We start from the raw sequence: 23,327 nt of genomic DNA on the forward strand, positions 1-23,327 counted from the left end.
TCCATGATCGGACTATGACGGCTCACGACACGCCGCCTGAGACCGCGAACTGGAGGTCGCTCTGGCGGAACAGACGCGCCCGTGCGCCCGGCGCGATATCGACCACGGCGGGGCGATAGACGCCGCCGACCCGCGCCATGAACCGTTGCGGGCGCAGCGCCGGCTTCACCCAGATGAACCAGCTGTAGAAGGCGGCCGACGACGTCTCCGGATCATACCGACCCCTCAGGATCGGCAGGCGTTCGCTGAACGGCGCGATGGCCGTCAGGGGGCAGTCGGCATACAACAGCCGGTGACGCCCCTGCCCTTCCAGCACGCCCGTCCGCAGCAGCATGGCCACGCCCCGCCGCGCCTCGGCATAGGCACGGCGGATGAAGGCCTCGCACGGGGCGAACGGGGGATTGGTGACGATCCAGTCGGCGGCATAGGGGCTGGGGGCGTCGCCGACGAAGTCGTGGATGACGTTGCCGTCATACAGATAGGCGTCCGAGGCGTGGACGATGTCGAAATAGTCCCGCAGGCCATGGACCATCATCCCCGGTCCGCACGCCGGCTCCCAGCACGTCCGGGCCGTGGGATCGAACAGGCGGATGATCTCGCCGCCCGCCCGCGCGCCCCAGGGCGCCGTGGGGAAGAAATCGACGTCGTCTGCGTCGGGATCGCGGTGCGCCATCACGGCCCGCGCATTGCGCGGCGAACCCGGCGCATCGAAGATCATGCCGGTCACGACGGCGTCTCCGTCTCGTCGTCTTCCAGGTCCTCGGTCGGGCGGTCCAGCAGGTCCAGCCAGTCGATGGCCGTCTGCGCCACATATTCCAGCCAGGCGCGCAGTTGCGCCGTGCCCCCCCCTGCTGACGGTCCGGTCAGGCGCATCGTCATGCCGGAAACTCCGGCGCGACCCACGGATTGTCCGCCCGCACCGAGGCGGCGCGATAGTTGCCGCTGGACGACGAGGTGATGTGCCAGCCCCGGCATTCGGGACCGCATTGATAGACCCACGCCCGCTTGGTTGTGATGATGCCCGACGACAGCATATGCATCGCCACCGCGCGCGCCGTCGCTTCGTCGCTGAACCGCGACTTAAACAGACAACCCCGAACCTTTGCGTCCCGCGCGCGCATCAGCCGAACAGGCCCTGATAGTCGCTCCGCAGGTCGCTTTCCGCGCGGCCCAGCTGACGCGCCAGGTTCTGCCAGCTGACGCGGCGGCGACGCCCGGCCATCACATAGTCGCGCACGAAGGCTTCACCGGCGGCGTCGCCGGGGTGTGGACCCTTGACCGCAGGCGGACCGGACGGAACGGGATGCTGAGGGCCGATGACGCGCGGAGCCATGTCAGTCCCCGGCGTAGGGGTGAGCGGCGGGCTGCCCCAGAGTGTCGAGGGCCTGCGAGATCGCCTCGGCCCACTCGCCGATCTGCTCGGCCTCTTCCTGCCGCTGCACGCCGGTCAGCAGCAGGAACCGCTTGCCCAGCCGAACCAGCTTCATGAAGGGGCTGCTCTCGCCGCGATGCCCGACCGGCGCGACGCAGCTTCCCGCCTTCTCCGCCGCCTGGACAAAGCCGACCGCGTCCGACAGCGGCGCATCCGCTACCGCGCGCGCCTTGGCGACCAGCTTACGCCATTGCTTGACGTGGGTTTCCGACGGCACGATCGGCGCCTTGACCTTGCGCGCCCCGACGCCGCGATAGCGATGCCTCGGCGTCATTGCGCAGGCTCGCGAACGGCGTTCGCGACGATGGTCTTGAACGCGGCGGCGGGCGTTCCCGCCATCGCCGGCCACAACAGCCCGACGTCGAAGTCCAGGCCTTCGGCGGCGGCGTTGCCTGCGATCACCGGAACCCGCGCCACGGGAACCGGCGCTTGCTCAGTGCCGCGATGAAGCCACTGATGGACGGCGGATTCGCTGACTTCGCACCAGCGGGAAATGCGGCGCACCAGCAGGATGCGCAGGATCAGGTCGCGTGCGTCCTTGGCGCTCTCTGTCGAGGCGGTGGAAGCTAGGGCGTGACAACCGGGTTCGGGCATGACATATCGTCCTGACATTTTGTCAGGACAGACAAAGCCCGTGATTCGAGATCAACGTCAACGACGACGTCATGACGTTCTGTCAGATATCCACCGTATGGATGCTGACCTAACGCATATCGCCGACCGAATGTCCGAACAGGGCAAGACCCGCGCCGATCTCGGCCGGCTGCTGGGCCTCGACAGTTCGCAGGTCAACCGGATCTTCAACGGCAAGCGCCGCATCCAGTATCACGAACGGATCAAGATCGATCAGTGGTTGGGCGAGGCTGGCGTCCAGTCGCAAGCGCCTACGTCCGGAATCGTCGTGGCTGGACCCAATATGATTCCTCTCTACGGCTACGTAGGTGCAGCGTCAGAAGGACGCCTGACCCTCGCGGAGCAGAACCTGAGAGGTTATGTGCCCATGCACCCCGCCCAACAGCACGTGCGAGAAGCGTTCGCGCTGGAAGTCAACGACATCAGCATGTCGCCTCGATACGAGCCGGGCGAGATGGTCTACCTGGCGCCGAACCGTTGGCCTTCACGCGATCAGGATTGCGTCGTCGTGACCAAGGAAGGCGAAGGCCTGCTTAAGCGCTATGTGGGGCGTGATCACAAGACGATCACACTGCACCAGCTGAACCCGGACCAGGACATTCATGTCGGCATCGATCAGATCGAAGCCATCCACACGGTCGTCGGAAGAAATTAGTTATAGCGGCGAGCGTCCCGCTCTAACTCACGCCACACGCAGGCCTGCGAACTGCCGCAGCGGCGCTCGATAGCTGCTGCCCGCTCTTCCGGCGTCGGCGTCTGGTCGGGCAGGGCGTTGCCTATCGCAACCAGCAGCACCAAGCCGCCAACGACTACCGCCGCCAGCGTCGCCAGCACCTTCAGCGTCCCAACGGCGGCGCCGCCCTTTGACGCCTGATGCGCTTGGCGCGCTTCCAGCTGCCCTCTTAGGCGGGCGATCTCCAAGTCTTTTTCATCGATCATCTTGAGCCCGCCCTCACAGCCTTTGCGCAAGATTAGCGCGCATGACGACGTTCTACGCCTGACAATCTGTATTGACATAACGTCATGACATGATGTCTGACTATGCCCTGACGCCGCACCGATGCGGCGACGGAGCATGATGATGGAACGTCAAACTTCAGAGCCCTTCCACTACCCCGCCCCGTGGGCGGGTGTCGAATGGGGGAAGTCGCGCCCGATCGTGACGCCGCTGATCCTGCCGGTGCTGCGCCTGGTGCGCGACAGCCTCTGGGTTCTGGTCTGGGGCACGGTCGTCGTCGCCTTCCTGACTGCCCTGACACAGGCCGGCCTGTAATGGCCGCCGCCGCCGTCCGCACGCTTCAGCCTGCCGCCGAACGCTTCCTGTCGTTGTCGGAGCAGCTGAACAGCCCGTCCGTCCTGATCGACTTCAACCCCGGCGTCTGCGCCTCCAGCCGCCTCGAAATCCTCGACGCGCCCCACGGCCCGGCCCCTGCGGATGTCGTGCGCAAGGCCGCTCGCACCCTTGGCGTCTTCCCCGGCGCGCTGGACGCCGAGTTCGACGCCGTCTTCCCCGGCGATCCCGACCCCGAGGCCTTCCACCTGATGATCGGCGGACGCCGCGTCGGACTGGTCTACGGCATGGACCTGGACGCCTTCATCGACGCCGTCATCGCCGTCGGCGCGGCCAATCTGAAGCGCCGCAAGTCATGACCCCGCGCCTGATCCGCCAGATCGGCTGGGCCAAGGCCGAGGCCGAGCGCCAGCGCCGTCTGGTCATCCGCAACAACGCCGCGCCCCGCGCCCGCGAACATGCCCGCCGCATGGCCGCCCTCGCCGACGCCACCGTCGCCGACCTGACCGTCCTCGCCGGTCGCGCGTCGCCCGCCCCCTACCCCAACCGCCTCAAACTCTGGATGCCCGCGCCCGACGCGGCCCAGTTCGAACTGGAGAACGCGCAGTGACCGCGACCGCATTCACCCATGCCGACGTGCTGCGCCGCATCGCCGGCGACGACCCGATCGAGTCCCACACCGCCCTGGCGACCGAGTTCGGACGCGACCCGTCCAACCTGCGCAAGACGATGAAGGCCCTCGAAAGCGAAGGCCTGATCCTGCGTCCCGAGGCCGAGCGCCCCACCCTCACCGATCTCGGACGTCAGGTCCTGCACGGCATCGACGTCGCCGAAGGCCTTGCCTCCGACAGCGGCGACGCCAGCCCCGCCCCGCGCTGGCCTCTCGACAAGATCCGGCGTAACCCCAGCAACCGCGGCATCACCGAAATCTCGGGCTTGGCGATGGCCGAGGAAATCCTGGGCTTCGGCGACGTCATCGTCCCCGCCACCCTGACCCCGCCCGACGCGAACGGCGTTCGCATGCTGCTCGCCGGCGAGCGGCGCTGGTTCGGGTCCAGCATCCTTGCAGGCCTGCACGGCGACGACCTGATGCGCCGCGCCCTCGGCGACGCCGCCATGCCCGCCGCCCTCGCCGACGGCCTGCCCTTCGTGGAGCGCGAGGCGGACGAAGCCACCGCCATCCTGATCACCATCGTCGAGAACGGCGCGCGCGAGGACCTGTCGCCGTGGGAAGACGCCCAGCAGCTGCTGAAGCTTAAGGAGAAGACCGGCTGGAGCGGCGCCGAGATCGCCCGCCGCACCGGCCGCGCCAGCGAAACGAAGAAGAACGGCGCCAAGGACGTCCAGGACAAGCTGAAGATCGCCCGCGAGGCCACGCCCGACGCGATCTCCGACTACCTGCGCTCCGGATCATGGGACGACCTGCGCAACAGTGTCCGCGACCGCAAGCCGGTCGAGGCCGATCCCGATCAACTGCCGATGTTTGATGCCTGGGCGGACCCGGAGGCAGCGCGCCTAGCCCCGCTTTGCACCTTTGTCGCGGGCCAGCCGTATCTCCGCCGTTTCGATCCTCGCGCGCCCGACAGGACGGTTGGCGATGTCGCGCCAGACTTGGTCGAGGTCGGCGGCTTCGTCCAGATCGAAGCCGCCACCGAGGCGGAGACCTTCGAAGTCCTCTGCCTCCCCCGATCGCGCCCCTCGCCATACACCTACGAGACCTACCCCCAGGCCCAGATTCAAATCGCCAAACTCGTGGGGGTCGAGGCGTGGGTTTCAGCAGCTGGATACAGCCTTTCGGACATCGGCAATCACGTCCACCTGACCGGGGTCAGCCGCGCCACGTCGGTCTATCCAGATCGGCGGACAGCCTTGATGGCGGGCATCGACGCCATAGCCGAAGGAATCACGAGGAATAAGAACGGCAAGGTTCCTGTGGCGATCGCAGATTGGCTCGCTGACCCGACTCCCGCAGGTGCCTACGTCGTCAACGGCGTCGATTACCACAACGCCAGCCGGGCCGCCGAAGCCCGTCGCGCGGCGGGCATCGACCCGACGCCCGCCGCCAATAGCGGCGGATCAGCCCCAACCGCGCCCGCCCCTGATCAACCCGCCGAACTGACCGCCATGGCGCGCCTCGCTCTGGTGGAACTGACCATCAAGATCAAGCTTGCGCCCAAGCCGACCGGCGGCGAACACGACCCCGAGCGCCCGCTGTCGTCATCCGATCTTCCCGGCGCCTGGGCGCGATACGGCGCGCCGATCGGGGCTTACTGGACCGACCCCGCTTTCGCCGAACTGACCAAGGCCGGGCTGATCCGGGTCGTGCATCAGAAGCATGGCCAACCGACCCTGGCCACCCTGACCGACAAGGGTGTCGCCTTCCTGGCCGATTACCTCCCACCCAACATGCTCAGCCAGGGCGTCGCGCTTCAGCCCGTCACGGGCTCGCTTCTCCCGCCCGAGGGGCAGGACTATTTCACCGGATGGCTGGAGACCGAGTCCCGCCCCGCCTCTGCGCCCCAGGCCGCCCAGCATGACGAGCAAGACGCAGACGACGGCCGCGACGACTTCGGTCGAGACGCTGACGCCGTCGCGGCGGATATCGCCCTGCTGGGCGAGGTCCAGACCTTCTACCACAACGACGACGAAGAGCCGGACGAAGCGGCGGCCATGGACCTGATGCGGCGGCTGGGCGTCACCGGCCCGTTCGAAGAGGACGGCGACGGCGGCCTGACCGCTCTGGTCAACGGCAAGGTCGAAGCCCTCGCCTTCATCGACATCGATCGCACCATGCCGGACGACCGGTCCCGCGCCATCGGCATGCTGGTCGCATGGGCCTGCCGCGTCGTGTTCGGCGGCGACGCGGCCCCTCCGCTGACGACGGACATCGACCTTTCGGAGGTGTCGGCGCCCGACAATCCGGCCGTGCCGATCCGCAAGTCGATCCAGCCGGACTATCTGGTCTGCCTGGAGGACGGTCGTCGCTTCAAGTCGCTGAAGCGCCACCTCCGCACCCGCTACGACCTCAGCCCCGAGGACTACATCGCCCGTTGGGGATTGCCCTCGGACTATCCGATGCAGGCCCCCAACTTCGCCCGCAACCGCGCTGAACTGGCGGCGAAGATGGGTCTTGGCGGAGGGTCGAACTGATGCCCCTTCGCCCCGAACGCCCCGCTCACGCAAAGGTCGGAGGGCCGCCTAAGCGTTGGACCCGACTGGTCGTGCTCGACGCGGTCACCCGTGAAGAAATACCGCACGTGACCGAGGCCTCGGCCGCTGAAGGTTGGATCAGGCAGGTCCGGCGCGGTCCGGATGGCCGGATCGTTCGCGGCGCAGACGGCCCTGTCGTTGATCGCATCGAGCGTCCGATCGTGATCTGCGATCGTTGCGCGGACCCGGATGCGCGCGACGCCAGCAAGCCCCTGCACCCACCGTTCGACCACTCGCCCTCTCCCGGCCAGCCGACCCCGCCCGTCATCCCGCCCCGCACGCCGGAAGACGGACGCCGCCCCTCCACGCCTGAGGACGGCCAGCCCGTCACCACCCGATAGGACCCCGACGATGAACGACGTCATGATCGACATGGAAACCAAGGGCACGCGCGTCGGCTGCGTTGTCCTTTCTCTGGGCGCCGTCTTCTGGGACCCCATCACCGGACGCCTGGGCGAGCAGTTCGAGGCCGTCATCAACATCGGATCGTGCCGCGCCCTAGGGCTGCATGAAGACCCCGAGACGGCGGCCTGGTGGGACCGGCAATCCCCCGAGGCGCGCCAGATCCTGACGGACGTCGAGACGGCGCCGATGGGGCTGGGCGAGGTGCTGGACACCTTCACCGACTGGCTGCGCGACCACGGCAATCTGCACAGCGTCAAGGTGTGGGGCAACGGCGCGGACTTTGACCCGGCCATCCTGATCCACCTCTACGCCATCACGCGGAAGATGCAGCCGTGGTCCTACAACAACAGCCGCTGCTTCCGCACCCTGAAGAATATCGCCCAGGCCGAAGAGCCGCTGCGCATCGGCACCCACCACAACGCCCTGGACGACGCCCGCCACCAGGCGGTCTGGGCCGGACGCCTGTTCGCCGCCTTGAGGGCCGCCGCATGACCGCCGCCGCTGTCATCGACGCCGATGCCGCGCCGGCCAAGAACCGTCGCCAGCTGGCCAAGGAACGCAGCCTCGCAAGGCTGAAGACCGAGGGCCGTTTCCTGTTCGAGAACGTCGGCTATTTCGGCGTCGGCATCCGCGACATCGCCGAACGCATGGGCATGTCCACGGGCGCGGTGTTCAGCCACGTCTCCGACAAGGCCTCGCTCTGGCGCCTGGTCATGGACGGCCCGCCGCCGTCCGAACTGCTGGCGGAGGAAGTCGCCCTGGTCGAGGCGCTTCACCCCGGCTGGGGCTGGAACATGCGCAAGATGGGCGGCCAGTATATCGCCAGCCTGACCAGCCCCGACTTCCACCTCACGACCCACGGCGGCCTCAGCGTCACCGGCAAGGGCGACAGCCCGGCCAGCGCCCTACGCGAAGCCCGGATCGAAGCAGATCGCAAGGCTGGGCGGGCGTGATGACGAACGCCGTTCGCACCTTCGACCCGATCCCCGATCGCCACCCGCGACTGCTCGCATGGATCAACGCCTACCGCACCGCCGGCGTCCCGCTGCGCCGCCTCGCCGACCTGTTCGAGATCACGGTCGCCGAACTGATCGAGGCGGGGGCGCGCCCGTGATCCTGACCCTCTTCCACCGCCTGATCCTCATCCTCACCGGCAAGGAGCGCCTGCTGTGACCACGACCTCGACGCCTGAGTTCCGACCCATTTCCACGGCCGCGCGCAACGGAACGATGCTGCGCCTGTGGGTCCGCTATCCCAAAGACGGAAGCTGGACGCCTCTAGAAGACGCCCGCGAAAGTTGGACCATCGGCTTCAACAACTCCGACAACACCGAAGAGGATCGTTGGCAGGTCGTCGGCTGGAGTTGGAGCCACGACCTGCTGGTGGAAGCATCAACCGACGTCGAAGTGCTGGGCTGGCTGCCGTTTCATGGAGAGCAATACCACGCCACTCAGATCGCCGAAGTGATCGATGAGGGCGACGGTTTCTGGAAGCCTTGTTCGGGGTGCCAGGAAGGCGAGGACGGCCACGTGTCAGCGAAGGACTACCCCTTCAATTCCATCTTCCGCTGCCAGCCCGGCGGCGGCTGTAGCGAATGCGGCGGCCTCGGCGTTCTCTGGGACGATACCGACTATGACGCCATGACGAAAGCCATCGTCGCGGACATGGATTCCGAGGACGACAGTGCTGCGCGGCTCGATCGTGCGCACCGATCGCTGCGCGCTTTGCAGGAAGGGGCGGCTCTGGCCATGCCGTCCTTCGAAGGCAACGAGACCGTTTACGACTTCCTCTGCGCCATCCATCGCGAGGCGGTGAAGGGCCTGCTGGCGTCGGACGATGTTACGAACGAAGGCGGACTATCGGTTGCGCCCTGCGCCAAGGCGCCTGAGGGGGCAGGGCAAGGGTTCGCGGATAAGGTCGCTATTCGCGACGCAGCCGTCGCCTACCGCGCGCGGATCGCTTGCGACATCCTGGAGGGCTTCACCGACGGGATCGACGGCGACCGCCTTGGCGAACTCGCCCGCTGGGTCACGCGCGGACGCGCCCTGGACGACGCCGCCCTGCATCGCGCCTTCGCCGCCCCCTGGATCGCGGCGTCCGAGGAAGCGGGCTGGGAGGGCGACGCCGATGCCGAGGCGCGCAAGGACATCGATCGGCACACGATCACCGCTCGCGTGCGCGGCGTGACCAGTTTCACCCCCGACCAGCTGGCGACGATCTTCGCCCGGCATAACGAACTGAAAGCCACCGCAGCGAACGCGTTGGAGGTCGCAAACTCGCATATCCAGCACATGGCAGGGTGGATTTCGAAGACGAACGCCAGCGACACGCCCTTGCACGGCTATTCGTTCGAGGCGCTAGGCGAGGACAAATGGATCATCGACCAAGCCATCGCCGCCTTGAAAGCGACTGCCCCACAGGCCGCCTCATGAGCGAGGCTCGCTGGACGATCACTCACGAGGCCCAGCTCGCCGGCAGCGACGGAGAACCGTTGGCCATGGCGCTTGCTGCCGATCTCGCCTCGCGCGGGCTGCTGCGGTCGCAGACCCACAACTGGGATGACCGGATCACCGTCGCCACATCGGCGGACGGTCGGATCGTGGGCGTCATCTGCTGGCGCCTCAACAAATGGAACCGCGCCGCCTTCATCAGCCTGGGCGGCACGGCGCCGACCTTCCGCCGTCAGGGCGCCTATCGCGCCCTGTTCGAGGCTTTGGTCTCCGAGATCCGAGCCAACCACGCCGAGGTCGAACACATCGACTCCGGTCATCACATCGACAACGCCGCCAGCGCCGCCATGCACAAGGCGCTGGGCCGTAAACTGGACAGCCTCGGCTACAGCTTCCCGATCTCGCGCACCGATCTGGAGGGCCGGCCATGATCGTGGTCCGCGTCGAACTCTGGAGCGCGATCGACGGCCGCAAGACCGAACTGGCGCGCATGCACATCGCCAACGACGGCCACGCCACCGTCGCCAACTCCCGCCTCGGCGACTACCAGGGTGAGACCTTCATCGGACGCGACACCGCCGCCCTGGACAAGGGTCGGGTGTCCAAGCGCGGCGAGGTGCGCGGCTGGCGTCGCCACGACTTCCACATCTGGAATCTGGTCGCCGCGATGCTCGCTGACATGGGCTATCGGCAGGGGCGGCGGTGACGCGATGACGGCCGTCCTGACCTTCGCTCAGACCTGCGCCGAACTACAGGTTGGCGAGCATGTCTTGCGGAGTCTGATCGCGAGTGGTTCCTTGCGCGCCGGCAAGATCGGCAGCACGTGGCGCATCCGGCGCGACGATCTCAACGCCTATCTGGAGGCTATGACGTGCCCGTCTATAAGCGCGGCGACATCTGGTGGTACGACTTCACCGTCAAAGGCGAGCGGTTCCGGGGGTCCACGGGCGCGCGGTCGAAAGAGGTCGCCGTCAAACTCGAACGGCGCGAATACGACGCCGCGCTCTTGGGAGATCTACATAAACCCCTCACGCTAGAGGAGGCGACGGACCTTTGGTTCGCCGCCCGCAAGGCGGGCCGCAAGGACGCCCTCAACACGGCCCGCCGCATTAAGATTCTGCTTCGCCATATCCCCGGCGCGACGCCCTTGGCGGAGATCGGCGCCAGGACCATCACCGAGGCGATGAACGCCCGGCGCTTCGAACCCATCCTGCGCGGCAAGAACCGCAAGGACACAGGCAAGCTGCCCACCAACAGCACCATCAACCGCGATCTGATCGACAGCACCCTGCGCCCGATCATCCGCTACGCCAGCCGCAACCTTGAAGCCAAGGTCAAGGACATCCCCTGGTCGGACCTGCGCCTGTCCGAGCCGCGCGGTGTGGTCATCTGGTTCACGGACGAACAGATCGACGCCTGGGCGGCGCACATGCCCCACTGGCACCGCCCGGTGCTGCGCTTCATGCTGCGTTACGGCGTCCGACTGCGCGAGGCCTTCTTCGACTTCGACGAAGCGATCCACGACAGCCCGGCCGGGATGGATATCTACACTCGCGACCGCAAGAACGGGCCGCACGTCGTCGCCCTGCTGGACGAAGACGCCAGGGAAATGCGCGCCCGCATCGGCCGCGCTCGCGCCTTCAACGTCGGGCGGCCGGCACCGGACCAGCTGACGACGCCGTGGTTCCGCGAAATGAAGGACGGCAGCCTGCGCCCTATCCATTGGCGCGGCTTCCAATCGGCCTCCGACCTCGCCCTTGATCGCGCCGGCATCAACGCCCGCCCCGCTCACGATGCGCGACACCATGCCGGGACCATGCTGCTGCGCCTCAGCAAGGGCGATCTGGCCAGCGTCAAGGAACTGCTGGGCCACGAGGCGATCCAGTCCACCATGCGCTACGCCCACACTTCGCGGGACGACCTGCGCACGGCGCTGCGTCACGCATACGCCACACCAGAAGCGTCCGAAGACGAAAACGCCAACGAAAACAACGACAAAAAGACCGCTTAGACCGGCTTCAAAATCCTGTTCCGAAAGGAGTGCCGGTTCGACCCCGGCCGCCCGCACCACCTTCTTGAAAACCTGATCAGCCCAGCTGGCGGTGGAAAGACCCCGCCACGTCGGCCAGGACCGTCGCCTTCTTGCGGAACAGGGGCGAGAAGGTCGCGATCAGGTCGGCGTGATCCAGGCCGGGATAGAGTTTGGCCTCCGAGCGGCCGCCGACCGCGCGCATGCGATCGTTCAGGATGATCGTGTCCTCGTCGTGGACCACGGTGTCGGCCGTGCCGTGGCCCAGCCACAGCGGCGGGGCGTCGGGGCGCACGAAGGTGACGGGCTGGGTCAGGGTCGGGTCCGGCGCGCGGCCGAAGGCGTTGCGCGACGCCGCCACGTCGAACGGCAGGAAGTCGTAAGGCCCCGCCAGGCCCGCGGCCGCCTTGATCAGGTCGGGCCGACCGACGGCGGCCATGTAGCGCCGGTCCAGCGCGATCATCATCGCCAGATGCGCGCCCGCAGAATGGCCCAGCACGCCCAGCCGCGCGGGATCGCCGCCATATTGAGCCGCCACGTCGGCCGCCTTGGCCGTAGCGGCGGCGGCGTCCTCGATGAAGGCCGGGAAGACGACCTGCGGCACGACGCGATAGTCCGGCAGGGCCACGACGAAGCCTTGCGCCGCCAGGGCTTGCGCCGCCCAGCCGTACTGGCTGCGCGAGCCTGAATCCCAGCCGCCGCCATAGAAGAAGACCAGGATCGGATAGGGTCCCGGCGCGGTCGGGGCGTAGAGATCCATCTGCTGGCGCGGATCGTCGCCATAGGCGATGTCGCGCGCGACGCGGCGGACGCCGCCATCTCTCGGCCCCAGGGTGTTGAGCAGGCCCAACGGCGAGCAGGCGGCGGCGAGAAGCCCGAGGGCGGGCGCGAAAAGTCCACGGCGGGTCATGCGGAGTACTCCATCGCGCTTCAATACGTTCGCTCCAGCCGATCGGTCGTCGTCGCCTTGACGAATACCGCGCCCCTACCTGGCGTTGGCGATCAGTCTCCCGCAGTCCGCGTTCTCGGCCAGGCCCGGATCGACGAAGGCGAACAGGGCCGTCACCGGCGCCACCACCGCGCCCAGCAGCCCCGCCAGCCCGCCCTGCGAGACCATCTCGCGCACATCCACTCCCACCTCGGGCGCGGTCAGGGGGCCGGACACCGTGATCGGAGCCCACAGGCGCAGCAGGCGCGGCTTCTTGGATTCGCCGTCGATCTTCAGGTTCAATGTCTCGGCGCCCAGGTCGATCGTGCCCTTGCCCTGGGCCAGCACCACATCGGTGTCGATGATGAAGGTCCGGGCCGTCGCCGTGCCCCCGCTGACGGTGAAATCGGCGACCGCGCAGCGGATCTGGCTTTCGGACTGGTCGCCGCTGAGCAATTTAAGCAGGCCGGCGCTGGCGTTGATGCCCAACAGTTCGGCGAAGGCCGCCCGCATCCGACCGTTCGGCACAACCAGGCTGAGCGAGCCCTTGGACGCCGCCGCAAAGTCATGGATCGAGGCGCCCGGCCCCTCCAGCTTGGCCCGGCCCAGGGCGCGGCCGCTCAACGGCGACGATCCATTGCGCGCAGGGATGATCGATTCCAGCGGATAGCCGGCCAGCCGCAGATCGACGGTGCTGTAGGGCGTGGTTTTGGTCGCATCGATCCGCGCCGTGCCGTTCATCTCGCCCCGGTTGAAGTTGAAGCTGATGGGGTCGAGCTTCAGAATGCCGTCCTTCAGATCGGCGCCGAGGTTCACGGCGCGCACGTCGAACTCGTTCGCCTTCACCGCCGCCGCCCGATAGGTCAGCGTCCCGTCCATCGTCTGCAGGCGTTCGGTCTGAAGCTTGGCGTCCGGCAGCAGCTTGCCGCCGACAACGACCGGCGCCTCGGTATCCGTCCCGGCCGCATTGGTCCGGACGCGCGCGCCCAGCACGGCGGCAAGGTCGTCGATGTCCAGCCTGCGCGAGGTCAGCTGCGCATCCACGCGCAGGCGCTCGGCGGAATCGATCCGCACCTCGCCCGACAGGTCGGACGCGCCGACCCGGCCGTCGAAATCCTTGAAGGTCCAGGTCCGTTCGTTGCGGTTCAAAGCGCCCGACAGCCGATAGGCCGGCGTGTTGGGCAGGGTGACGCCGGTCAGCAGATAGAGATCGGACAGATTGCCGCCCTCGATCGTCATCGTCGCATCGAACCGGCCCAGGTCGAACGGCCGCGTGATCGCCCCCTTGGCGTTCAGCGACGAACCTGCCCCGGTCACGTTCGCCTCGAACCGATAGGGTCGATCGCGCCGAATGTTCATGAAGGGTCCGCCCTCGATCTTCAGCGTCAGGGGCGATCCCCTGACATCGCCGCGTCCGTCCAGCACGAAGCCCGCCGCGCCGCTGGCCGCCTCTCGCGCGTTGACGGCGGCTTGCAGCGTCAGGCCGCGCCGCTGTTCGTCGAAGGACAGCTGGCCGTCGGTGATGATCAGTTGCTGGATGACCGGCAGCTTCAGCCCCTCGCCGGTGTCGGGCTTGTTCGGGTTCAACGCCCAGCTCTTGCGTCCGTCCTTGGCCGTGATCAGCACCACCCTGGGCCGGGTGAAGCTGAGCAGCGGCATCTCGATCTGGCCGGCCAGCAGCTTCCTCAGCCTGACCGAGGCGCGGATTTCATCGACGTCGGCCGTGTCGCGATCCCGCGCCCAGTCCGGCCCGCCGACCTTGAGCCCCCGCACAATGGCGGATGGCGTCCAGCTGAACAGGTTGACGTCCAGATCCCCCGTCAGGGCGATCTGGCGATCGTATTTGACCGAGGCCCAGCGCCCTATGGGACCGCGCAACATGTTCCAGTCGAACAGGGCCAGGAACAGCACGACGACCGCGACGAGGACCAAGACGACCCCGGCCGCCCATTTCTCCGCCGATGCGGGCCGCCGCGCCGCCGCATAGACGGGGTCATTGTCGCGAACCCAGTCGCGCCAGGACCGCAGGCGCACGCCCGCAGGGACCAATGCCCTTTGATGCACGTCAGCCCGAAAAGTCCGCCAATTCCGTGGGTTCGACAATCGCTCGTCTCCGTCAGCCACACAGAACGCATCAGCCCCCATTTGGCACCGCAACGTCAACCCGCCATTGCGTGTCGCCTATTTGACGTGAACTTGTCGCATAATCTTTACAAACAGAAATATCGGCGCATATTTCGTCAGAGTCCTGATCTTAATTCAGGCCATGGAGGATGCCCGGATGACCCGTTTTCTCACGCCTGCACTGATCGCCGCCGCCCTGGCGGCCGCCGCTACGCCCAGTCTTGCCCAGCAGAGTCTGGCCCAGCAGAGTCCGGCCCAGCAGACGCAAGCCCGCGAAACCGTGAGCCCCGCCGCGCTTCGGGCGGTGATGGCGTGCAAGACCGACACGGCGACGCGTCGCGCCTATCAGCGCGAGTTCGGCGCCGCGCCCGTCTTCGTGACTGCACAGGAGGCCGTCGCCGCCCGCGAGAACGGCCAGCGCTGGTCCACGCCGCGCTGCATGACCGAGCATCAGTACAACCGACTGGTCGCCTCGACCCAGACGCGCGCCTCGCTCTGAGCCCCATATCGAGCGCATAAGATAAGGGGCGCGGCCTTTCGACCGCGCCCCTTTCTGTCATTCCGGACTGCCCCGCCTTACTGTGCGGGCGTCAGATATTTGTTCAGCCAGCCGAACACTTCGTTGTGCCATTGCAGGCTGTTGGCCGGCTTCAGCACCCAGTGGTTCTCGTTGGGGAAGACGATCAGGCGGCTGTCGATGCCGCGCCGTTGCAGCGCCGTGAAGGTCGACAGGCCCTGGGCGGTGGGAATGCGGAAGTCGCGATCGCCTTGGACAACCAGCATCGGCGTCTTCCAGTTCTCGACGTGGTTGGCCGGGTTGAACTTCTGATAGCCTTCGGGCTTGTCCCACGGCGTGCCGCCGTATTCCCACTCGGTGAACCACAGCTCCTCGGTCGAATAGCCCATGCCGAAGGTGTCGAAGACGCCGTCGTGATTGACCAGGCACTTGAACTCGTTCGACCAATTGCCGGCGATCCAGTTGATCATATAGCCGCCGTACGACGCGCCGAGCGCGCAGGCGTTGTCGCCGTCCAGGAAGCTGTATTTCTGTTGCGCCGCCGCCCAGCCCTTCTGCAGGTCTTCCAGCGGGCGGTCGCCCCAGTGCTGGCTGATCGCGTCGGTGAAGGCCTGGCCGTAGCCGGTCGAGCCGTGGAAATCGATCATCACAACCGCATAGCCCGCCCCGGCGTAGGTCTCGGGGTTCCAGCGATAGGACCAGCCGTCGCCGAACGAGCCCTGCGGTCCGCCGTGGATCAGGAAGGCGACCGGATATTTGCGGCCTTCGACATAGCCGGCCGGCTTGATGACATAGCCGTGGACCGTCTCGTTGTTCCAGCCGGGGAAGCTGAACTGCTCATACTCGCCGAACGATTTGGCGGCGAAGGCGGGGTTTGACTGCGTCAGGCGGCGCGGCATTTCGCGACCGAGGTAGGTCTTGAAATACAGGTCGCCCGGCTCGCGCAGGCTGTCCTGGGCGAAGACGAAACCCGAGGGCGTCTGCTGGAAGGCCGAGACGTGGCCCGCGCCCGTGATCGGCGTCACCACCCCGTTGCGCGCATCCACCGAGAACAGCTTGGTCGAGCCCACGTCGCCCGCCGTCGTGTACAGCGTCTGGCCGTCGCGCGACCATTGCAGGGTGTCGGCCGACCGGTCCCAGTTCGAGGCGATCTCGCGCTTCTGGCCGGTTTCGAGATCCATCAGCACGATCTGATAGCGATCCGCCTCGAAGCCCGGGCGCGCCATGGCGCGATAGGCCAGGGTCCGCCCGTCCGGCGAGAAGACCGGGCCGGTGTCCCAAGCGTCGTTGTCGTCGGTCAGGTTGGTGAAGGTGCCGTCGCCCGACAGGCCGTTGGTCTTCCACAGGTCGAAGTTGGTGCTCCATGGCTCGGTCTGGCCGGCCAGACGCGCCGAAAAGACTACGGCGTCGCCCGCCGGCGTGAAGACGAACTCGCTCTCGTCGCCGAACGGCTTGGATGGCGTGTCGCCGTCGAAGCCTTTCGTCACCCAGGCCGGCGTTCCCGTCGCCTTGCCGTCGCGGCCGATGGACTGGACGAACAGGTGGTTCTGGGTGTGGTCGTTCCAGGTGTCCCAGTGACGCACGAACATGCGGTCATAGACTTGGCCCGTCGTCTTCTGATCGGCGATGGCCTTGCCCTGTTCGACCGAGGCGTTCAGGTCGGCCGCGTTCGGATAGACGGCCAGCGAAACCGCCACCTTGTCGCCCGTCGGGCTGATCCGATAGGCGTTCACGTCGGTCGGCAGGTTGGTCACCTGCACCGGCGCCGACGTCGGCGAGGCCACGCGCCACACCTGGCTCGCGCCCGACTTGCCCGACAGGAAATACAGATTGCCGTCCCCGCCCCAGCGCGCGGTGTTGGCGCCCTGGTCCGAGATGGCCAGACGGCGCGGCGCGGCGTCCGGCGTGGTCAGGTCCAGGATCCAGAGGCTGCCGGCGCGGCTGTTGGCGTCCACGTCCGTGGTCGTGACCGAATAGACGACATAGCGGCCGTCCGGCGACACCTGCGGATCGCCCAGCCGGTTGGCGGTGATCATGTCCTGATAGGTGAAGGCGTCAGGCGTCGCAGGCGCGGCGGGAACCGGGGCGGGCGGAACCTGGACCAGGGCCAAGGCCGGAACGGCGCTCATCAGAGCGACAGCCGCGCAGGCGGCGGACAGAAGGGAACGGTGACGCATCAAGCTCTTCCTCGGAAATCTTGCTGCGCGAGGCGTAGCACCGCCGTTCGCCGGGCGGAAGTTGCCGCGAACGACCGACTTAGCTAAGATAGTTAGACCAACCCAAGATCCCGGGGAGCGAGACATGACCGTCGTCACCGTCCATCACGCCAAGACCCACCTGTCCAAACTGATCGCCGCCGCCGAACGCGGCGAAGAGGTCGTCATCGCCCGCGGCGACAAGCCGGCCGTGCGGATCGTGCCGTTCGAACCGGCCGCCAAGCCTGATCGCAAGCCGGGCCGGCTGAAGGGCGTTGTGGCGATGGACGCGCGGTTCTTCGATCCCTTGCCAGAGGATGAACTGCGCCTTTGGGAGGGACAGGGCGAATGAGGCTGCTGCTCGACACCCACGCCCTGATCTGGTGGATGTCCGGCGAGGCCGGCCTAAGCTGCACCGCTGACGCGGCGATACGGGACGGCGGCAATACCGTCTTCGTCAGCGCGGTCTCGGCCTATGAGATCGCGCTCAAACACGGCATGGGCCGTCTTCCCCAAGCCGCACCGTTGGCAGAACGCTTCGAAGCCGAAGTCGAGATCGAAGGTTTCGCCGTTCTTCCCATCACCGCCCGCGAGGCGTCGCAAGCCGGCCGCATGGACAATGCCCACCGCGATCCGTTCGACCGGCTGCTGATCGCCCAGGGTCTGCTCAACGAACTGACGCTCGTCTCCAACGAGCGCCTGTTCGACAGTTTCGGAGTGGCCAGAATTTGGTGACCGATCTGGCGACCTATTCGGCCGCTGTATAGCGGCCGACCCAGTCCAGGATTTCCTGCTGCCAGTCGACCCAGGTGCGGGGTTTCAGCACCCAGTGGTTCTCATCCGGCACATGGACGAAGCGGCTGGGCACGCCCTGGCGCTGAAGGGCGGAGAAAGTCGCCAGACCCTGCTCCATCGGCACGCGGAAATCCTTGGATCCATGCAGCACCAGCATCGGCTTGTTCCAGTCGCCCGCATAGGTTTCCGGGTTGAAGGCGTCGTACACGTCCTTGCGCTCCCAGCTCGGTCCGCCGAACTCCCAGATGAAGTTGCCGATATCCATGGCGTTCATCAGTTGGGGCACGTCGAATACCCCGGCGTGGTTGACCAGGCAGCGCCACGGCCCGTTCCACTTTCCGGCGATCATATTGACCATATAGCCGCCGTAGGAGGCGCCCAGGGCGCAGGCCCGGTCTCCGTCGATCCACGGATTGCTCCCCAACGCCGCCGCCCAGCCCTTCTCCAGATCCTCCAGCGGCCGGTCGCCCCAATGGTCGTTGATGGCGTCGGTGAAGGCCTGGCCATAACCGGGCGAGCCGTGGAAGTTGATCATCACCACCGCATAGCCGGCGGCCGTATAGGTCTGGGGATTCCAGCGGTAGGAGAAGCTTTCGGTCCAGGGCGATTTCGGCCCGCCATGGATCAGATAGACGGCCGGATAGCGCCGCCCCTCGACCGCCCCGGCCGGCTTGAACACCCAGCCCTGCACCGGCTCGTCGTTCCAGCCGGCGAAGGTGAAGGCCTCGCCCTTGGGCAGGTCCAACTGCGCAAGCACCTCGGCGTTCTGGCGGCTGATCTGGCGCGGTTCGCCGTTGGCATGAACGAAGATCTGCGCCGGAGCGACGAAGCTTTCGTGGGCGTATGCCAGGACGCCAGCGACCTCTTCATAGGACCCGGCCGCGCCCGTCCCGGTCAGCGGCGTGACCCGACCGTTGCGCGCATCGACCGAGAACAGCCGGTTCTGGCCCTCGTCCGCCGCCGAGACCAGCAGCGATCGTCCGTCGGTGCGCCATTGCAGGCCGCCCGCGCCGCGATCCCAGTCGGTCAGCTTCCGGGCGCTCGAACCATCAGCGTCAGCCACCCAGACCGCCGCCTGATCCCCGCCGACATTCTCGCGCGGCGCCGAAAGCCAGGCCAGTTGGCGACCGTTGGGCGAGAAGACAGGATTGCCGTCCGATCCCTTGTTCGCCTCGGTCAGGTTGACCGGCGTCCCACCATCGAGCGCCACTCGAAACACGTCGCTGTTGCTGGTGAAGGGCTCGCCCGCCCCTTGCGTCTGGGTTCCGTAGACCAGGTTCCGGCCGTCCGGCGAAATGTCGAAGCTGGAATCGCCCGCCGAGACATCGGCATCCAGACCCGCCAGCAGATCGCGCGGCTCGCCTCCACCCAGGCCCGAGCCGTTCAGCGGCTGGACGAACAGATGGGTGCGGCGGGTATCGACCCAGTGATCGAAGTCGCGCAACGGCAGCCGGTCATAGGACTGGATCGTCGATTTGCCTCGCTCATCCAGCCGCGTCTTGGTGCAGGCCAGGGTGTCGCAATCGACGAAGACCGAGACCGCCAGCACCAGCGACTTGCCGTCCGGCGCGATGCGGAAACCCGAGACGTCGAACGGCAGGGTCGTCACCTGGGCCGCCGCCATGCCGGCCGCATCCGTGCGCCAGACCTGGTTCGACCCGCCCCGCGACGACAGGAAATAGATCGCCCCGCCGTCCGGCGCCCAGCGCGCGCCCGAGGCGCCGCCTTCCGAAATCGCCAGCCGACGCGGCTCGCCGCCGTTGAGGTCCGCCAGCCACAGGCCGTTGACGCCCTTGTTGCCATCCCAGTCGGTGGTGCGCACGGCGTAGACGATCTGGCGGCCGTCCGGCGAGACGCGCGGCTCGCTGACCCGCTCCATCATCGCCAGATCCTTCAGCGACAGGCCGCGCGGCTGACTTTGGGATTGGGGCGCCGCCGCCTCGGCCGTCGCAGGCGCCGCCTGCTGAGCGAACGCCGGCGCGGCGGCCAGCATCAGGGTTCCAAAGGCGGCAGCCGCCATCCAGCGTGAACGCGTCATGTCTTAATCCCATAGCTATTTGCGATCTTGATAGGGGGCGTTCGCCGCAACGCCAAGCGACCAAGGCGTCGCTGCCTGCGCCGCGCATCTTGCTCCCCTCGACCGAACCAGCGACAAGCGATCCTTCATGGATTCAGCCCCTCTTCCCGCCCGACGCCGACCGCACATCGTCGATGTGCTGATCGCCGAACGTGCGCCGCGCCTGACCGCCTCGCCGCTGTGGCCTGTGCTGAGACCGGCGCTCTATGGCGTGCTGGGCTATGGGGCGGCGGTGCGGATGGCCGACGCCATCCAGCCGCTGTCGGGGACTGAGACCTTCGACTACGTCTCCGACCTGCTGAAGCTGAAGGTCACGACGACCAACCTTGATCGCCTCCCCGCGACCGGCCGCTGCATCGTCGTGTGCAACCATCCGACCGGCATCGCCGACGGGGTCGCCGTGTTCGACGCGATCAAGCAGCGGCGCAGCGACATAATCTTCTTCGCCAACGCCGACGCCATCCGCGTCTCGCCCCGGCTGGACGAGACCATCATCCCGGTCGAATGGGTCACCGACAAACGCACCCGCGAAAAGACCCGCGCCACCCTGACCGCCGCCAAGGAGGCGTTCGAGGCCGAACGCTGCGTCGTCATGTTCCCCGCCGGTCGTCTGGCGCGCGAGAGGAACGGTGTCCTGACCGATCCCGAATGGGCGCCGACCGCCGCCTCCATGGCGCGCAAATACGACGCCCCCGTCGTCCCCATGCACCTCACCGGCCCCTACAGCCGCCTGTTCCACCTGTTCGACAAGGTCTCGCAGGAGCTGCGCGACGTGACCCTGTTCCACGAACTGCTGAACAAGGCGGGCAAGCCGTTCGGCGTCGATGTCGGCCTGCCCATCCCCGCCGACCGTCTGGACGTGGACGCCGCTAAGGCCACCGAGGCGCTGAAAGCCTTCACCGAACGCGCCCTGGCTGCCGATCCCGACGCGGTATTCGCATGAAGATCGAACTGCCCGACGCCGAGGCCACCACCCGCCTGGGCCAGGCCATCGCCCCCCTGCTCGCGCCGGGCGACAGCGTCCTGCTTTACGGGCCGCTGGGCATGGGCAAGTCGACCCTCGCGCGCGGCCTGGTCCGCGCCCTGACCACGCCGGGCGAGGACGTGCCCAGTCCGACCTTCACCCTGGTCCAGTTCTACGAGTCCGATCCGCCCGTCGCCCATTTCGACCTCTATCGCCTGACACGGCCCGAAGAGGCGTTCGAGATCGGCCTGGACGAGGCGCTGGATGAAGGCTGCGCCGTCATCGAATGGCCCGAACGGCTGGGCGAGGAACCGGGCCGCTTCCTGGGGCCTGACCAACTCACCGTTACGATTTCGGAACAGGGCGAAGGCCGCCTTGCGACCGTTTCCGGCGTAGGCCGATGGAAAGAGCTGATCGACCATGTCCGTTTCTGATCGCGAACAGCTTCGTCTCGACTTCCTGGCGTCCGCAGGCTTAGGCGACGCCGTGCGCGCGCCCCTGCCCGGCGACGCCTCGACGCGGCGTTACGAGCGGCTGACGCCGGCCAGCGGCCCGACCCTGATGCTGATGGATCAAGCCCCCGCCGCCGAAAGCCCGCCCGCCGATCCGGCCTGGACGCCGGCCCAACGCCACGCCGCCGGCTGGAACGCCGTCGCCCGCCTGTCCGCCGGCCGGATCGAGGCCTTCGCCGCCGTCGCCGCCCACCTGAAATCCCTGGGCCTGTCTGCTCCGGAAATCCCGTCGCTGGACGCCCCGAACGGCCTGGCGGTGCTGGAGGATTTCGGCGACGCCCTGTTCGCCCGCGTGATCGAAGACGGCGCCGACGAGACGGCGCTCTATCTGGCCGCCATCGAGGCCTTGGCCGTTCTGCACAAGGCCGGAACGCCACCCCAAACCCTGCACGGCCCCGGCGGCGACTGGCCGCTGCTGATCTATGACGAGACGGCGCTTCAGGGCGGTGCCGATCTGTTCGTCGACTGGTTGCCCCGGCTGGACGACCGCGTAAGCTTCGACGCCGCCGCGATCGCCGACTGGCGCGCGGCCTGGGCGCCGATCGTCGCATCGGGCGCGGCCGGGGCCTCGGTGATGGCCCACCGCGACTATCACGCGGAAAACCTGATCTGGCTGCCCCAGCGCGACGGCCCCGCCCGCGTCGGCATGATCGACTTCCAGGACGCGGTGCGCGCCCACCCGTCGTGGGACCTGCACTCCCTGCTCCAGGACGCCCGCCGCGATGTCGCGCCCGCGCTGGAGGCCGAGGCCTTGGACTGTTATTTCGCCCTGCGTCCCGGCGTGGACCGCGCCGCATTCATGGTCGACTATGCCGGGCTCGCCGCCCTGAACGAGGCGCGGATCATCGGCATCTTCGCCCGGTTGATCGCCCGCGACGGCAAGCCCCGCTACCGTCAGTTCCTGCCGCGCATGTGGCGGCATCTGAACGCCAATCTGGAACAGCCGGCCCTGGCGCCCGTCGCCCGCTGGTTCGACCGTCACGTTCCTGCCGAGGTGCGCGCATGACCCATGCTCCCAAGACCGCAATGGTCCTCGCCGCCGGCCTGGGCACCCGGATGCGCCCCCTGACCGACGACCGGCCCAAGGCCCTGGTCGAGGTCCAGGGCCGCGCCCTGATCGACCATGTGCTGGACCGATTGGCGGACGCCGGCGTCGACAAGGCGGTGGTCAACGTCCACTGGTTCGCCGACCGTCTGGAAAGCCATCTGGCGGCGCGCGGACGCGGGCCAGAGATCGTCATCTCCGACGAACGCGCCGAACTGCTGGAGACCGGCGGCGGGCTCAAGAAGGCCCATCCCCTGCTGGGCGACGATCCCGTCTTCGTCGCCAATATCGACAGCGTCTGGATCGACCGGGGCGATTCGTTGGCCGATCTGGTCCGCCTGTGGAACCCCGAGACGATGGACGCCGCCCTGCTGCTGGCCCGCCGCGAGGGCTCCATCGGGTTTGAGGGCGACGGCGATTTCTTCCTGCGCGAGGACGGCGGCCTGGCCTTCCGCGGCGCGGCCGCATCGGCGCCTTATGCCTATATGGGCGTCCACATCACCCGCCCCGGCTATGCCGACAACGGCTGCGAAGGCCCCTTCTCCCTCAGCCCCCTATGGCGCAAATCCGCCGCCCAGGGTCGTCTGTTCGGCTGCGTCCTGGACGGCGACTGGATGCACGTCGGCGATCCCCAGGCGCGGGATCAGGCCGAGGCGAAACTGGCGGGATTGGGGTGACGACCCCTCTTCTTTTCTCGTCATCCTCGGGCTTGTCCCGAGG

Annotated in this window: 31 protein-coding genes and 1 pseudogene; 21 read left to right on the forward strand and 11 right to left on the reverse strand. The window is 67.4% G+C overall.

The window, feature by feature from the left end; translation table 11 throughout:
• Positions 1 to 22: 22 nt before the first annotated feature.
• The 6 genes from EGY25_RS04410 to EGY25_RS04425 all read right to left on the reverse strand — a co-directional run bounded on the left by EGY25_RS04410 (position 23) and on the right by EGY25_RS04425 (position 2,026).
• Positions 23 to 718 (reverse strand): hypothetical protein, encoded by a 696-nt coding sequence (locus EGY25_RS04410; RefSeq protein ID WP_245159365.1) that lies wholly within the window; start codon positions 716 to 718, stop codon positions 23 to 25.
• Positions 719 to 723: 5 nt separating this feature from the next.
• Entirely contained in the window at positions 724 to 879 is a 156-nt protein-coding gene (locus EGY25_RS16465; protein WP_167762477.1) for a hypothetical protein, read from the reverse strand.
• Positions 876 to 1,046, reverse strand: a complete 171-nt coding sequence (locus EGY25_RS16470) for a hypothetical protein (protein ID WP_167762478.1) — start codon at positions 1,044 to 1,046, stop codon at positions 876 to 878. Before EGY25_RS16470 ends, EGY25_RS16465 begins: the two co-directional genes overlap by 4 nt.
• Positions 1,047 to 1,120: 74 nt before the next feature.
• Complete coding sequence (locus EGY25_RS04415) at positions 1,121 to 1,333, reverse strand: hypothetical protein (protein WP_135193828.1); 213 nt, start codon at positions 1,331 to 1,333, stop codon at positions 1,121 to 1,123.
• 1 nt (position 1,334) lies between these two features.
• Positions 1,335 to 1,706: a hypothetical protein gene (locus EGY25_RS04420; protein WP_135193829.1), complete on the reverse strand. Its 372-nt coding sequence runs from the start codon at positions 1,704 to 1,706 to the stop codon at positions 1,335 to 1,337.
• Complete coding sequence (locus tag EGY25_RS04425; RefSeq protein WP_135193830.1) at positions 1,703 to 2,026, reverse strand: hypothetical protein; 324 nt, start codon at positions 2,024 to 2,026, stop codon at positions 1,703 to 1,705. The genes EGY25_RS04420 and EGY25_RS04425 overlap by 4 nt, the downstream gene beginning before the upstream one ends.
• Positions 2,027 to 2,123: 97 nt before the next feature.
• On the opposite strand from EGY25_RS04425, the gene EGY25_RS04430 reads away from it, so the two are divergent.
• Positions 2,124 to 2,720, forward strand: coding sequence for a LexA family transcriptional regulator (locus tag EGY25_RS04430; protein ID WP_209307971.1), 597 nt, complete (start codon positions 2,124 to 2,126; stop codon positions 2,718 to 2,720).
• Here the strand turns inward: EGY25_RS04430 and EGY25_RS04435 are convergent.
• Complete coding sequence (locus EGY25_RS04435; RefSeq protein ID WP_135193832.1) at positions 2,717 to 3,004, reverse strand: hypothetical protein; 288 nt, start codon at positions 3,002 to 3,004, stop codon at positions 2,717 to 2,719. The genes EGY25_RS04430 and EGY25_RS04435 overlap by 4 nt on opposite strands.
• 142 nt (positions 3,005 to 3,146) lie before the next feature.
• On the opposite strand from EGY25_RS04435, the gene EGY25_RS04440 reads away from it, so the two are divergent.
• The 13 genes and pseudogenes from EGY25_RS04440 (at position 3,147) to EGY25_RS04490 (ending at position 11,432) form a co-directional block, all read left to right on the forward strand.
• The gene (locus EGY25_RS04440) at positions 3,147 to 3,338 is read left to right on the forward strand and encodes a hypothetical protein (RefSeq protein WP_135193833.1); all 192 of its coding nucleotides are present in this window, start codon (positions 3,147 to 3,149) and stop codon (positions 3,336 to 3,338) included.
• Positions 3,338 to 3,715, forward strand: coding sequence for a hypothetical protein (locus EGY25_RS04445; RefSeq protein WP_135193834.1), 378 nt, complete (start codon positions 3,338 to 3,340; stop codon positions 3,713 to 3,715). The genes EGY25_RS04440 and EGY25_RS04445 overlap by 1 nt, the downstream gene beginning before the upstream one ends.
• Positions 3,712 to 3,966, forward strand: coding sequence for a hypothetical protein (locus EGY25_RS04450; RefSeq protein WP_135193835.1), 255 nt, complete (start codon positions 3,712 to 3,714; stop codon positions 3,964 to 3,966). The genes EGY25_RS04445 and EGY25_RS04450 overlap by 4 nt, the downstream gene beginning before the upstream one ends.
• A 2,180-nt stretch (positions 3,967 to 6,146) precedes the next feature.
• The gene (locus EGY25_RS16930; protein WP_135194113.1) at positions 6,147 to 6,506 is read left to right on the forward strand and encodes a MucR family transcriptional regulator; all 360 of its coding nucleotides are present in this window, start codon (positions 6,147 to 6,149) and stop codon (positions 6,504 to 6,506) included.
• A 107-nt stretch (positions 6,507 to 6,613) separates the two neighbouring features.
• A complete protein-coding gene (locus EGY25_RS16475) occupies positions 6,614 to 6,907 on the forward strand; it encodes a hypothetical protein (RefSeq protein WP_167762480.1) in 294 nt (97 codons plus the stop codon).
• Positions 6,908 to 6,917: 10 nt separating this feature from the next.
• Positions 6,918 to 7,463 (forward strand): 3'-5' exonuclease, encoded by a 546-nt coding sequence (locus tag EGY25_RS04460; RefSeq protein ID WP_167762481.1) that lies wholly within the window; start codon positions 6,918 to 6,920, stop codon positions 7,461 to 7,463.
• Positions 7,460 to 7,924, forward strand: a complete 465-nt coding sequence (locus EGY25_RS04465; RefSeq protein ID WP_135193837.1) for a TetR/AcrR family transcriptional regulator — start codon at positions 7,460 to 7,462, stop codon at positions 7,922 to 7,924. The genes EGY25_RS04460 and EGY25_RS04465 overlap by 4 nt, the downstream gene beginning before the upstream one ends.
• Positions 7,924 to 8,085, forward strand: a complete 162-nt coding sequence (locus tag EGY25_RS16480) for a hypothetical protein (protein WP_167762482.1) — start codon at positions 7,924 to 7,926, stop codon at positions 8,083 to 8,085. Before EGY25_RS04465 ends, EGY25_RS16480 begins: the two co-directional genes overlap by 1 nt.
• Positions 8,086 to 8,140: 55 nt before the next feature.
• Positions 8,141 to 9,403: a hypothetical protein gene (locus tag EGY25_RS04470; RefSeq protein ID WP_135193838.1), complete on the forward strand. Its 1,263-nt coding sequence runs from the start codon at positions 8,141 to 8,143 to the stop codon at positions 9,401 to 9,403.
• Complete coding sequence (locus EGY25_RS04475) at positions 9,400 to 9,852, forward strand: GNAT family N-acetyltransferase (RefSeq protein ID WP_167762483.1); 453 nt, start codon at positions 9,400 to 9,402, stop codon at positions 9,850 to 9,852. The genes EGY25_RS04470 and EGY25_RS04475 overlap by 4 nt, the downstream gene beginning before the upstream one ends.
• Positions 9,849 to 10,127 (forward strand): hypothetical protein, encoded by a 279-nt coding sequence (locus EGY25_RS04480; protein WP_135193840.1) that lies wholly within the window; start codon positions 9,849 to 9,851, stop codon positions 10,125 to 10,127. The genes EGY25_RS04475 and EGY25_RS04480 overlap by 4 nt, the downstream gene beginning before the upstream one ends.
• 4 nt (positions 10,128 to 10,131) lie before the next feature.
• A pseudogene (locus EGY25_RS16935) lies at positions 10,132 to 10,275 on the forward strand (helix-turn-helix domain-containing protein); the annotation flags it as partial.
• Positions 10,276 to 10,292: 17 nt separating this feature from the next.
• Positions 10,293 to 11,432: a tyrosine-type recombinase/integrase gene (locus tag EGY25_RS04490; protein ID WP_245159339.1), complete on the forward strand. Its 1,140-nt coding sequence runs from the start codon at positions 10,293 to 10,295 to the stop codon at positions 11,430 to 11,432.
• Between the two features lie 76 nt (positions 11,433 to 11,508).
• Here the strand turns inward: EGY25_RS04490 and EGY25_RS04495 are convergent, their stop codons facing one another.
• Together EGY25_RS04495 and EGY25_RS04500 are read right to left on the reverse strand one after the other, a co-directional pair.
• Positions 11,509 to 12,360: an alpha/beta hydrolase gene (locus tag EGY25_RS04495; RefSeq protein ID WP_135193843.1), complete on the reverse strand. Its 852-nt coding sequence runs from the start codon at positions 12,358 to 12,360 to the stop codon at positions 11,509 to 11,511.
• 75 nt (positions 12,361 to 12,435) lie between these two features.
• Positions 12,436 to 14,412 carry an AsmA family protein gene (locus tag EGY25_RS04500; RefSeq protein ID WP_245159340.1) on the reverse strand — a complete coding sequence of 659 codons (1,977 nt, stop codon included), beginning with the start codon at positions 14,410 to 14,412 and terminating at the stop codon, positions 12,436 to 12,438.
• 247 nt (positions 14,413 to 14,659) lie between these two features.
• Between EGY25_RS04500 and EGY25_RS04505 the strand changes: the two genes are divergently transcribed.
• Entirely contained in the window at positions 14,660 to 15,001 is a 342-nt protein-coding gene (locus EGY25_RS04505; protein ID WP_135193845.1) for a hypothetical protein, read from the forward strand.
• A 77-nt stretch (positions 15,002 to 15,078) separates the two neighbouring features.
• On the opposite strand, the gene EGY25_RS04510 is transcribed toward EGY25_RS04505, so the two are convergent.
• Positions 15,079 to 17,196, reverse strand: coding sequence for an alpha/beta hydrolase family protein (locus EGY25_RS04510; protein WP_135193846.1), 2,118 nt, complete (start codon positions 17,194 to 17,196; stop codon positions 15,079 to 15,081).
• A gap of 124 nt (positions 17,197 to 17,320) precedes the next feature.
• On the opposite strand from EGY25_RS04510, the gene EGY25_RS04515 reads away from it, so the two are divergent.
• Both EGY25_RS04515 and EGY25_RS04520 read left to right on the forward strand, forming a co-directional pair.
• The gene (locus EGY25_RS04515; RefSeq protein WP_135193847.1) at positions 17,321 to 17,566 is read left to right on the forward strand and encodes a type II toxin-antitoxin system Phd/YefM family antitoxin; all 246 of its coding nucleotides are present in this window, start codon (positions 17,321 to 17,323) and stop codon (positions 17,564 to 17,566) included.
• Positions 17,563 to 17,949, forward strand: a complete 387-nt coding sequence (locus EGY25_RS04520; RefSeq protein WP_135193848.1) for a type II toxin-antitoxin system VapC family toxin — start codon at positions 17,563 to 17,565, stop codon at positions 17,947 to 17,949. The genes EGY25_RS04515 and EGY25_RS04520 overlap by 4 nt, the downstream gene beginning before the upstream one ends.
• A 13-nt stretch (positions 17,950 to 17,962) precedes the next feature.
• On the opposite strand, the gene EGY25_RS04525 is transcribed toward EGY25_RS04520, so the two are convergent.
• Complete coding sequence (locus EGY25_RS04525) at positions 17,963 to 20,047, reverse strand: S9 family peptidase (RefSeq protein WP_245159341.1); 2,085 nt, start codon at positions 20,045 to 20,047, stop codon at positions 17,963 to 17,965.
• 127 nt (positions 20,048 to 20,174) lie between these two features.
• Between EGY25_RS04525 and EGY25_RS04530 the strand changes: the two genes are divergently transcribed.
• Genes EGY25_RS04530 through murU form a run of 4 tightly spaced genes read left to right on the forward strand, consistent with a single transcriptional unit; the run spans position 20,175 to position 23,284 of the window.
• Positions 20,175 to 21,029: a GNAT family N-acetyltransferase gene (locus tag EGY25_RS04530; protein WP_135193849.1), complete on the forward strand. Its 855-nt coding sequence runs from the start codon at positions 20,175 to 20,177 to the stop codon at positions 21,027 to 21,029.
• Entirely contained in the window at positions 21,026 to 21,484 is a 459-nt protein-coding gene (gene tsaE / locus EGY25_RS04535) for a tRNA (adenosine(37)-N6)-threonylcarbamoyltransferase complex ATPase subunit type 1 TsaE (protein WP_135193850.1), read from the forward strand. The genes EGY25_RS04530 and tsaE overlap by 4 nt, the downstream gene beginning before the upstream one ends.
• Positions 21,471 to 22,568 (forward strand): N-acetylmuramate/N-acetylglucosamine kinase AmgK, encoded by a 1,098-nt coding sequence (amgK, locus tag EGY25_RS04540; RefSeq protein WP_135193851.1) that lies wholly within the window; start codon positions 21,471 to 21,473, stop codon positions 22,566 to 22,568. The genes tsaE and amgK overlap by 14 nt, the downstream gene beginning before the upstream one ends.
• A 20-nt stretch (positions 22,569 to 22,588) precedes the next feature.
• Positions 22,589 to 23,284 carry an N-acetylmuramate alpha-1-phosphate uridylyltransferase MurU gene (gene murU / locus EGY25_RS04545; RefSeq protein ID WP_135194115.1) on the forward strand — a complete coding sequence of 232 codons (696 nt, stop codon included), beginning with the start codon at positions 22,589 to 22,591 and terminating at the stop codon, positions 23,282 to 23,284.
• Positions 23,285 to 23,327: the final 43 nt, after the last annotated feature.

This window comes from Brevundimonas intermedia (assembly GCF_004614235.1).
GTDB classification, from domain to species: domain Bacteria; phylum Pseudomonadota; class Alphaproteobacteria; order Caulobacterales; family Caulobacteraceae; genus Brevundimonas; species Brevundimonas intermedia_A.

What these genes read in the sequence shown, in the direction of transcription:
- amgK (WP_135193851.1), top strand. Translation starts at nt 21,471, where the DNA reads ATGTCCGTTTCTGATCGCGAACAGCTTCGTCTCGACTTCCTGGCGTCC.
- EGY25_RS16480 (WP_167762482.1), top strand. Translation starts at nt 7,924, where the DNA reads ATGACGAACGCCGTTCGCACCTTCGACCCGATCCCCGATCGCCACCCG.
- EGY25_RS04460 (WP_167762481.1), top strand. Translation starts at nt 6,918, where the DNA reads ATGAACGACGTCATGATCGACATGGAAACCAAGGGCACGCGCGTCGGC.
- EGY25_RS04415 (WP_135193828.1), bottom strand. Translation starts at nt 1,333, where the DNA reads ATGGCTCCGCGCGTCATCGGCCCTCAGCATCCCGTTCCGTCCGGTCCG.
- EGY25_RS04430 (WP_209307971.1), top strand. Translation starts at nt 2,124, where the DNA reads ATGGATGCTGACCTAACGCATATCGCCGACCGAATGTCCGAACAGGGC.
- EGY25_RS04480 (WP_135193840.1), top strand. Translation starts at nt 9,849, where the DNA reads ATGATCGTGGTCCGCGTCGAACTCTGGAGCGCGATCGACGGCCGCAAG.
- murU (WP_135194115.1), top strand. Translation starts at nt 22,589, where the DNA reads ATGGTCCTCGCCGCCGGCCTGGGCACCCGGATGCGCCCCCTGACCGAC.
- EGY25_RS04520 (WP_135193848.1), top strand. Translation starts at nt 17,563, where the DNA reads ATGAGGCTGCTGCTCGACACCCACGCCCTGATCTGGTGGATGTCCGGC.
- EGY25_RS04515 (WP_135193847.1), top strand. Translation starts at nt 17,321, where the DNA reads ATGACCGTCGTCACCGTCCATCACGCCAAGACCCACCTGTCCAAACTG.
- EGY25_RS04530 (WP_135193849.1), top strand. Translation starts at nt 20,175, where the DNA reads ATGGATTCAGCCCCTCTTCCCGCCCGACGCCGACCGCACATCGTCGAT.
- EGY25_RS04475 (WP_167762483.1), top strand. Translation starts at nt 9,400, where the DNA reads ATGAGCGAGGCTCGCTGGACGATCACTCACGAGGCCCAGCTCGCCGGC.
- EGY25_RS04525 (WP_245159341.1), bottom strand. Translation starts at nt 20,047, where the DNA reads ATGACGCGTTCACGCTGGATGGCGGCTGCCGCCTTTGGAACCCTGATG.
- EGY25_RS04420 (WP_135193829.1), bottom strand. Translation starts at nt 1,706, where the DNA reads ATGACGCCGAGGCATCGCTATCGCGGCGTCGGGGCGCGCAAGGTCAAG.
- EGY25_RS16465 (WP_167762477.1), bottom strand. Translation starts at nt 879, where the DNA reads ATGACGATGCGCCTGACCGGACCGTCAGCAGGGGGGGGCACGGCGCAA.
- EGY25_RS04495 (WP_135193843.1), bottom strand. Translation starts at nt 12,360, where the DNA reads ATGACCCGCCGTGGACTTTTCGCGCCCGCCCTCGGGCTTCTCGCCGCC.
- EGY25_RS04445 (WP_135193834.1), top strand. Translation starts at nt 3,338, where the DNA reads ATGGCCGCCGCCGCCGTCCGCACGCTTCAGCCTGCCGCCGAACGCTTC.
- EGY25_RS04465 (WP_135193837.1), top strand. Translation starts at nt 7,460, where the DNA reads ATGACCGCCGCCGCTGTCATCGACGCCGATGCCGCGCCGGCCAAGAAC.
- EGY25_RS04510 (WP_135193846.1), bottom strand. Translation starts at nt 17,196, where the DNA reads ATGCGTCACCGTTCCCTTCTGTCCGCCGCCTGCGCGGCTGTCGCTCTG.
- EGY25_RS04450 (WP_135193835.1), top strand. Translation starts at nt 3,712, where the DNA reads ATGACCCCGCGCCTGATCCGCCAGATCGGCTGGGCCAAGGCCGAGGCC.
- EGY25_RS16930 (WP_135194113.1), top strand. Translation starts at nt 6,147, where the DNA reads ATGCCGGACGACCGGTCCCGCGCCATCGGCATGCTGGTCGCATGGGCC.
- EGY25_RS04505 (WP_135193845.1), top strand. Translation starts at nt 14,660, where the DNA reads ATGACCCGTTTTCTCACGCCTGCACTGATCGCCGCCGCCCTGGCGGCC.
- EGY25_RS04425 (WP_135193830.1), bottom strand. Translation starts at nt 2,026, where the DNA reads ATGCCCGAACCCGGTTGTCACGCCCTAGCTTCCACCGCCTCGACAGAG.
- EGY25_RS04440 (WP_135193833.1), top strand. Translation starts at nt 3,147, where the DNA reads ATGGAACGTCAAACTTCAGAGCCCTTCCACTACCCCGCCCCGTGGGCG.
- EGY25_RS04410 (WP_245159365.1), bottom strand. Translation starts at nt 718, where the DNA reads ATGATCTTCGATGCGCCGGGTTCGCCGCGCAATGCGCGGGCCGTGATG.
- EGY25_RS04435 (WP_135193832.1), bottom strand. Translation starts at nt 3,004, where the DNA reads ATGATCGATGAAAAAGACTTGGAGATCGCCCGCCTAAGAGGGCAGCTG.
- tsaE (WP_135193850.1), top strand. Translation starts at nt 21,026, where the DNA reads ATGAAGATCGAACTGCCCGACGCCGAGGCCACCACCCGCCTGGGCCAG.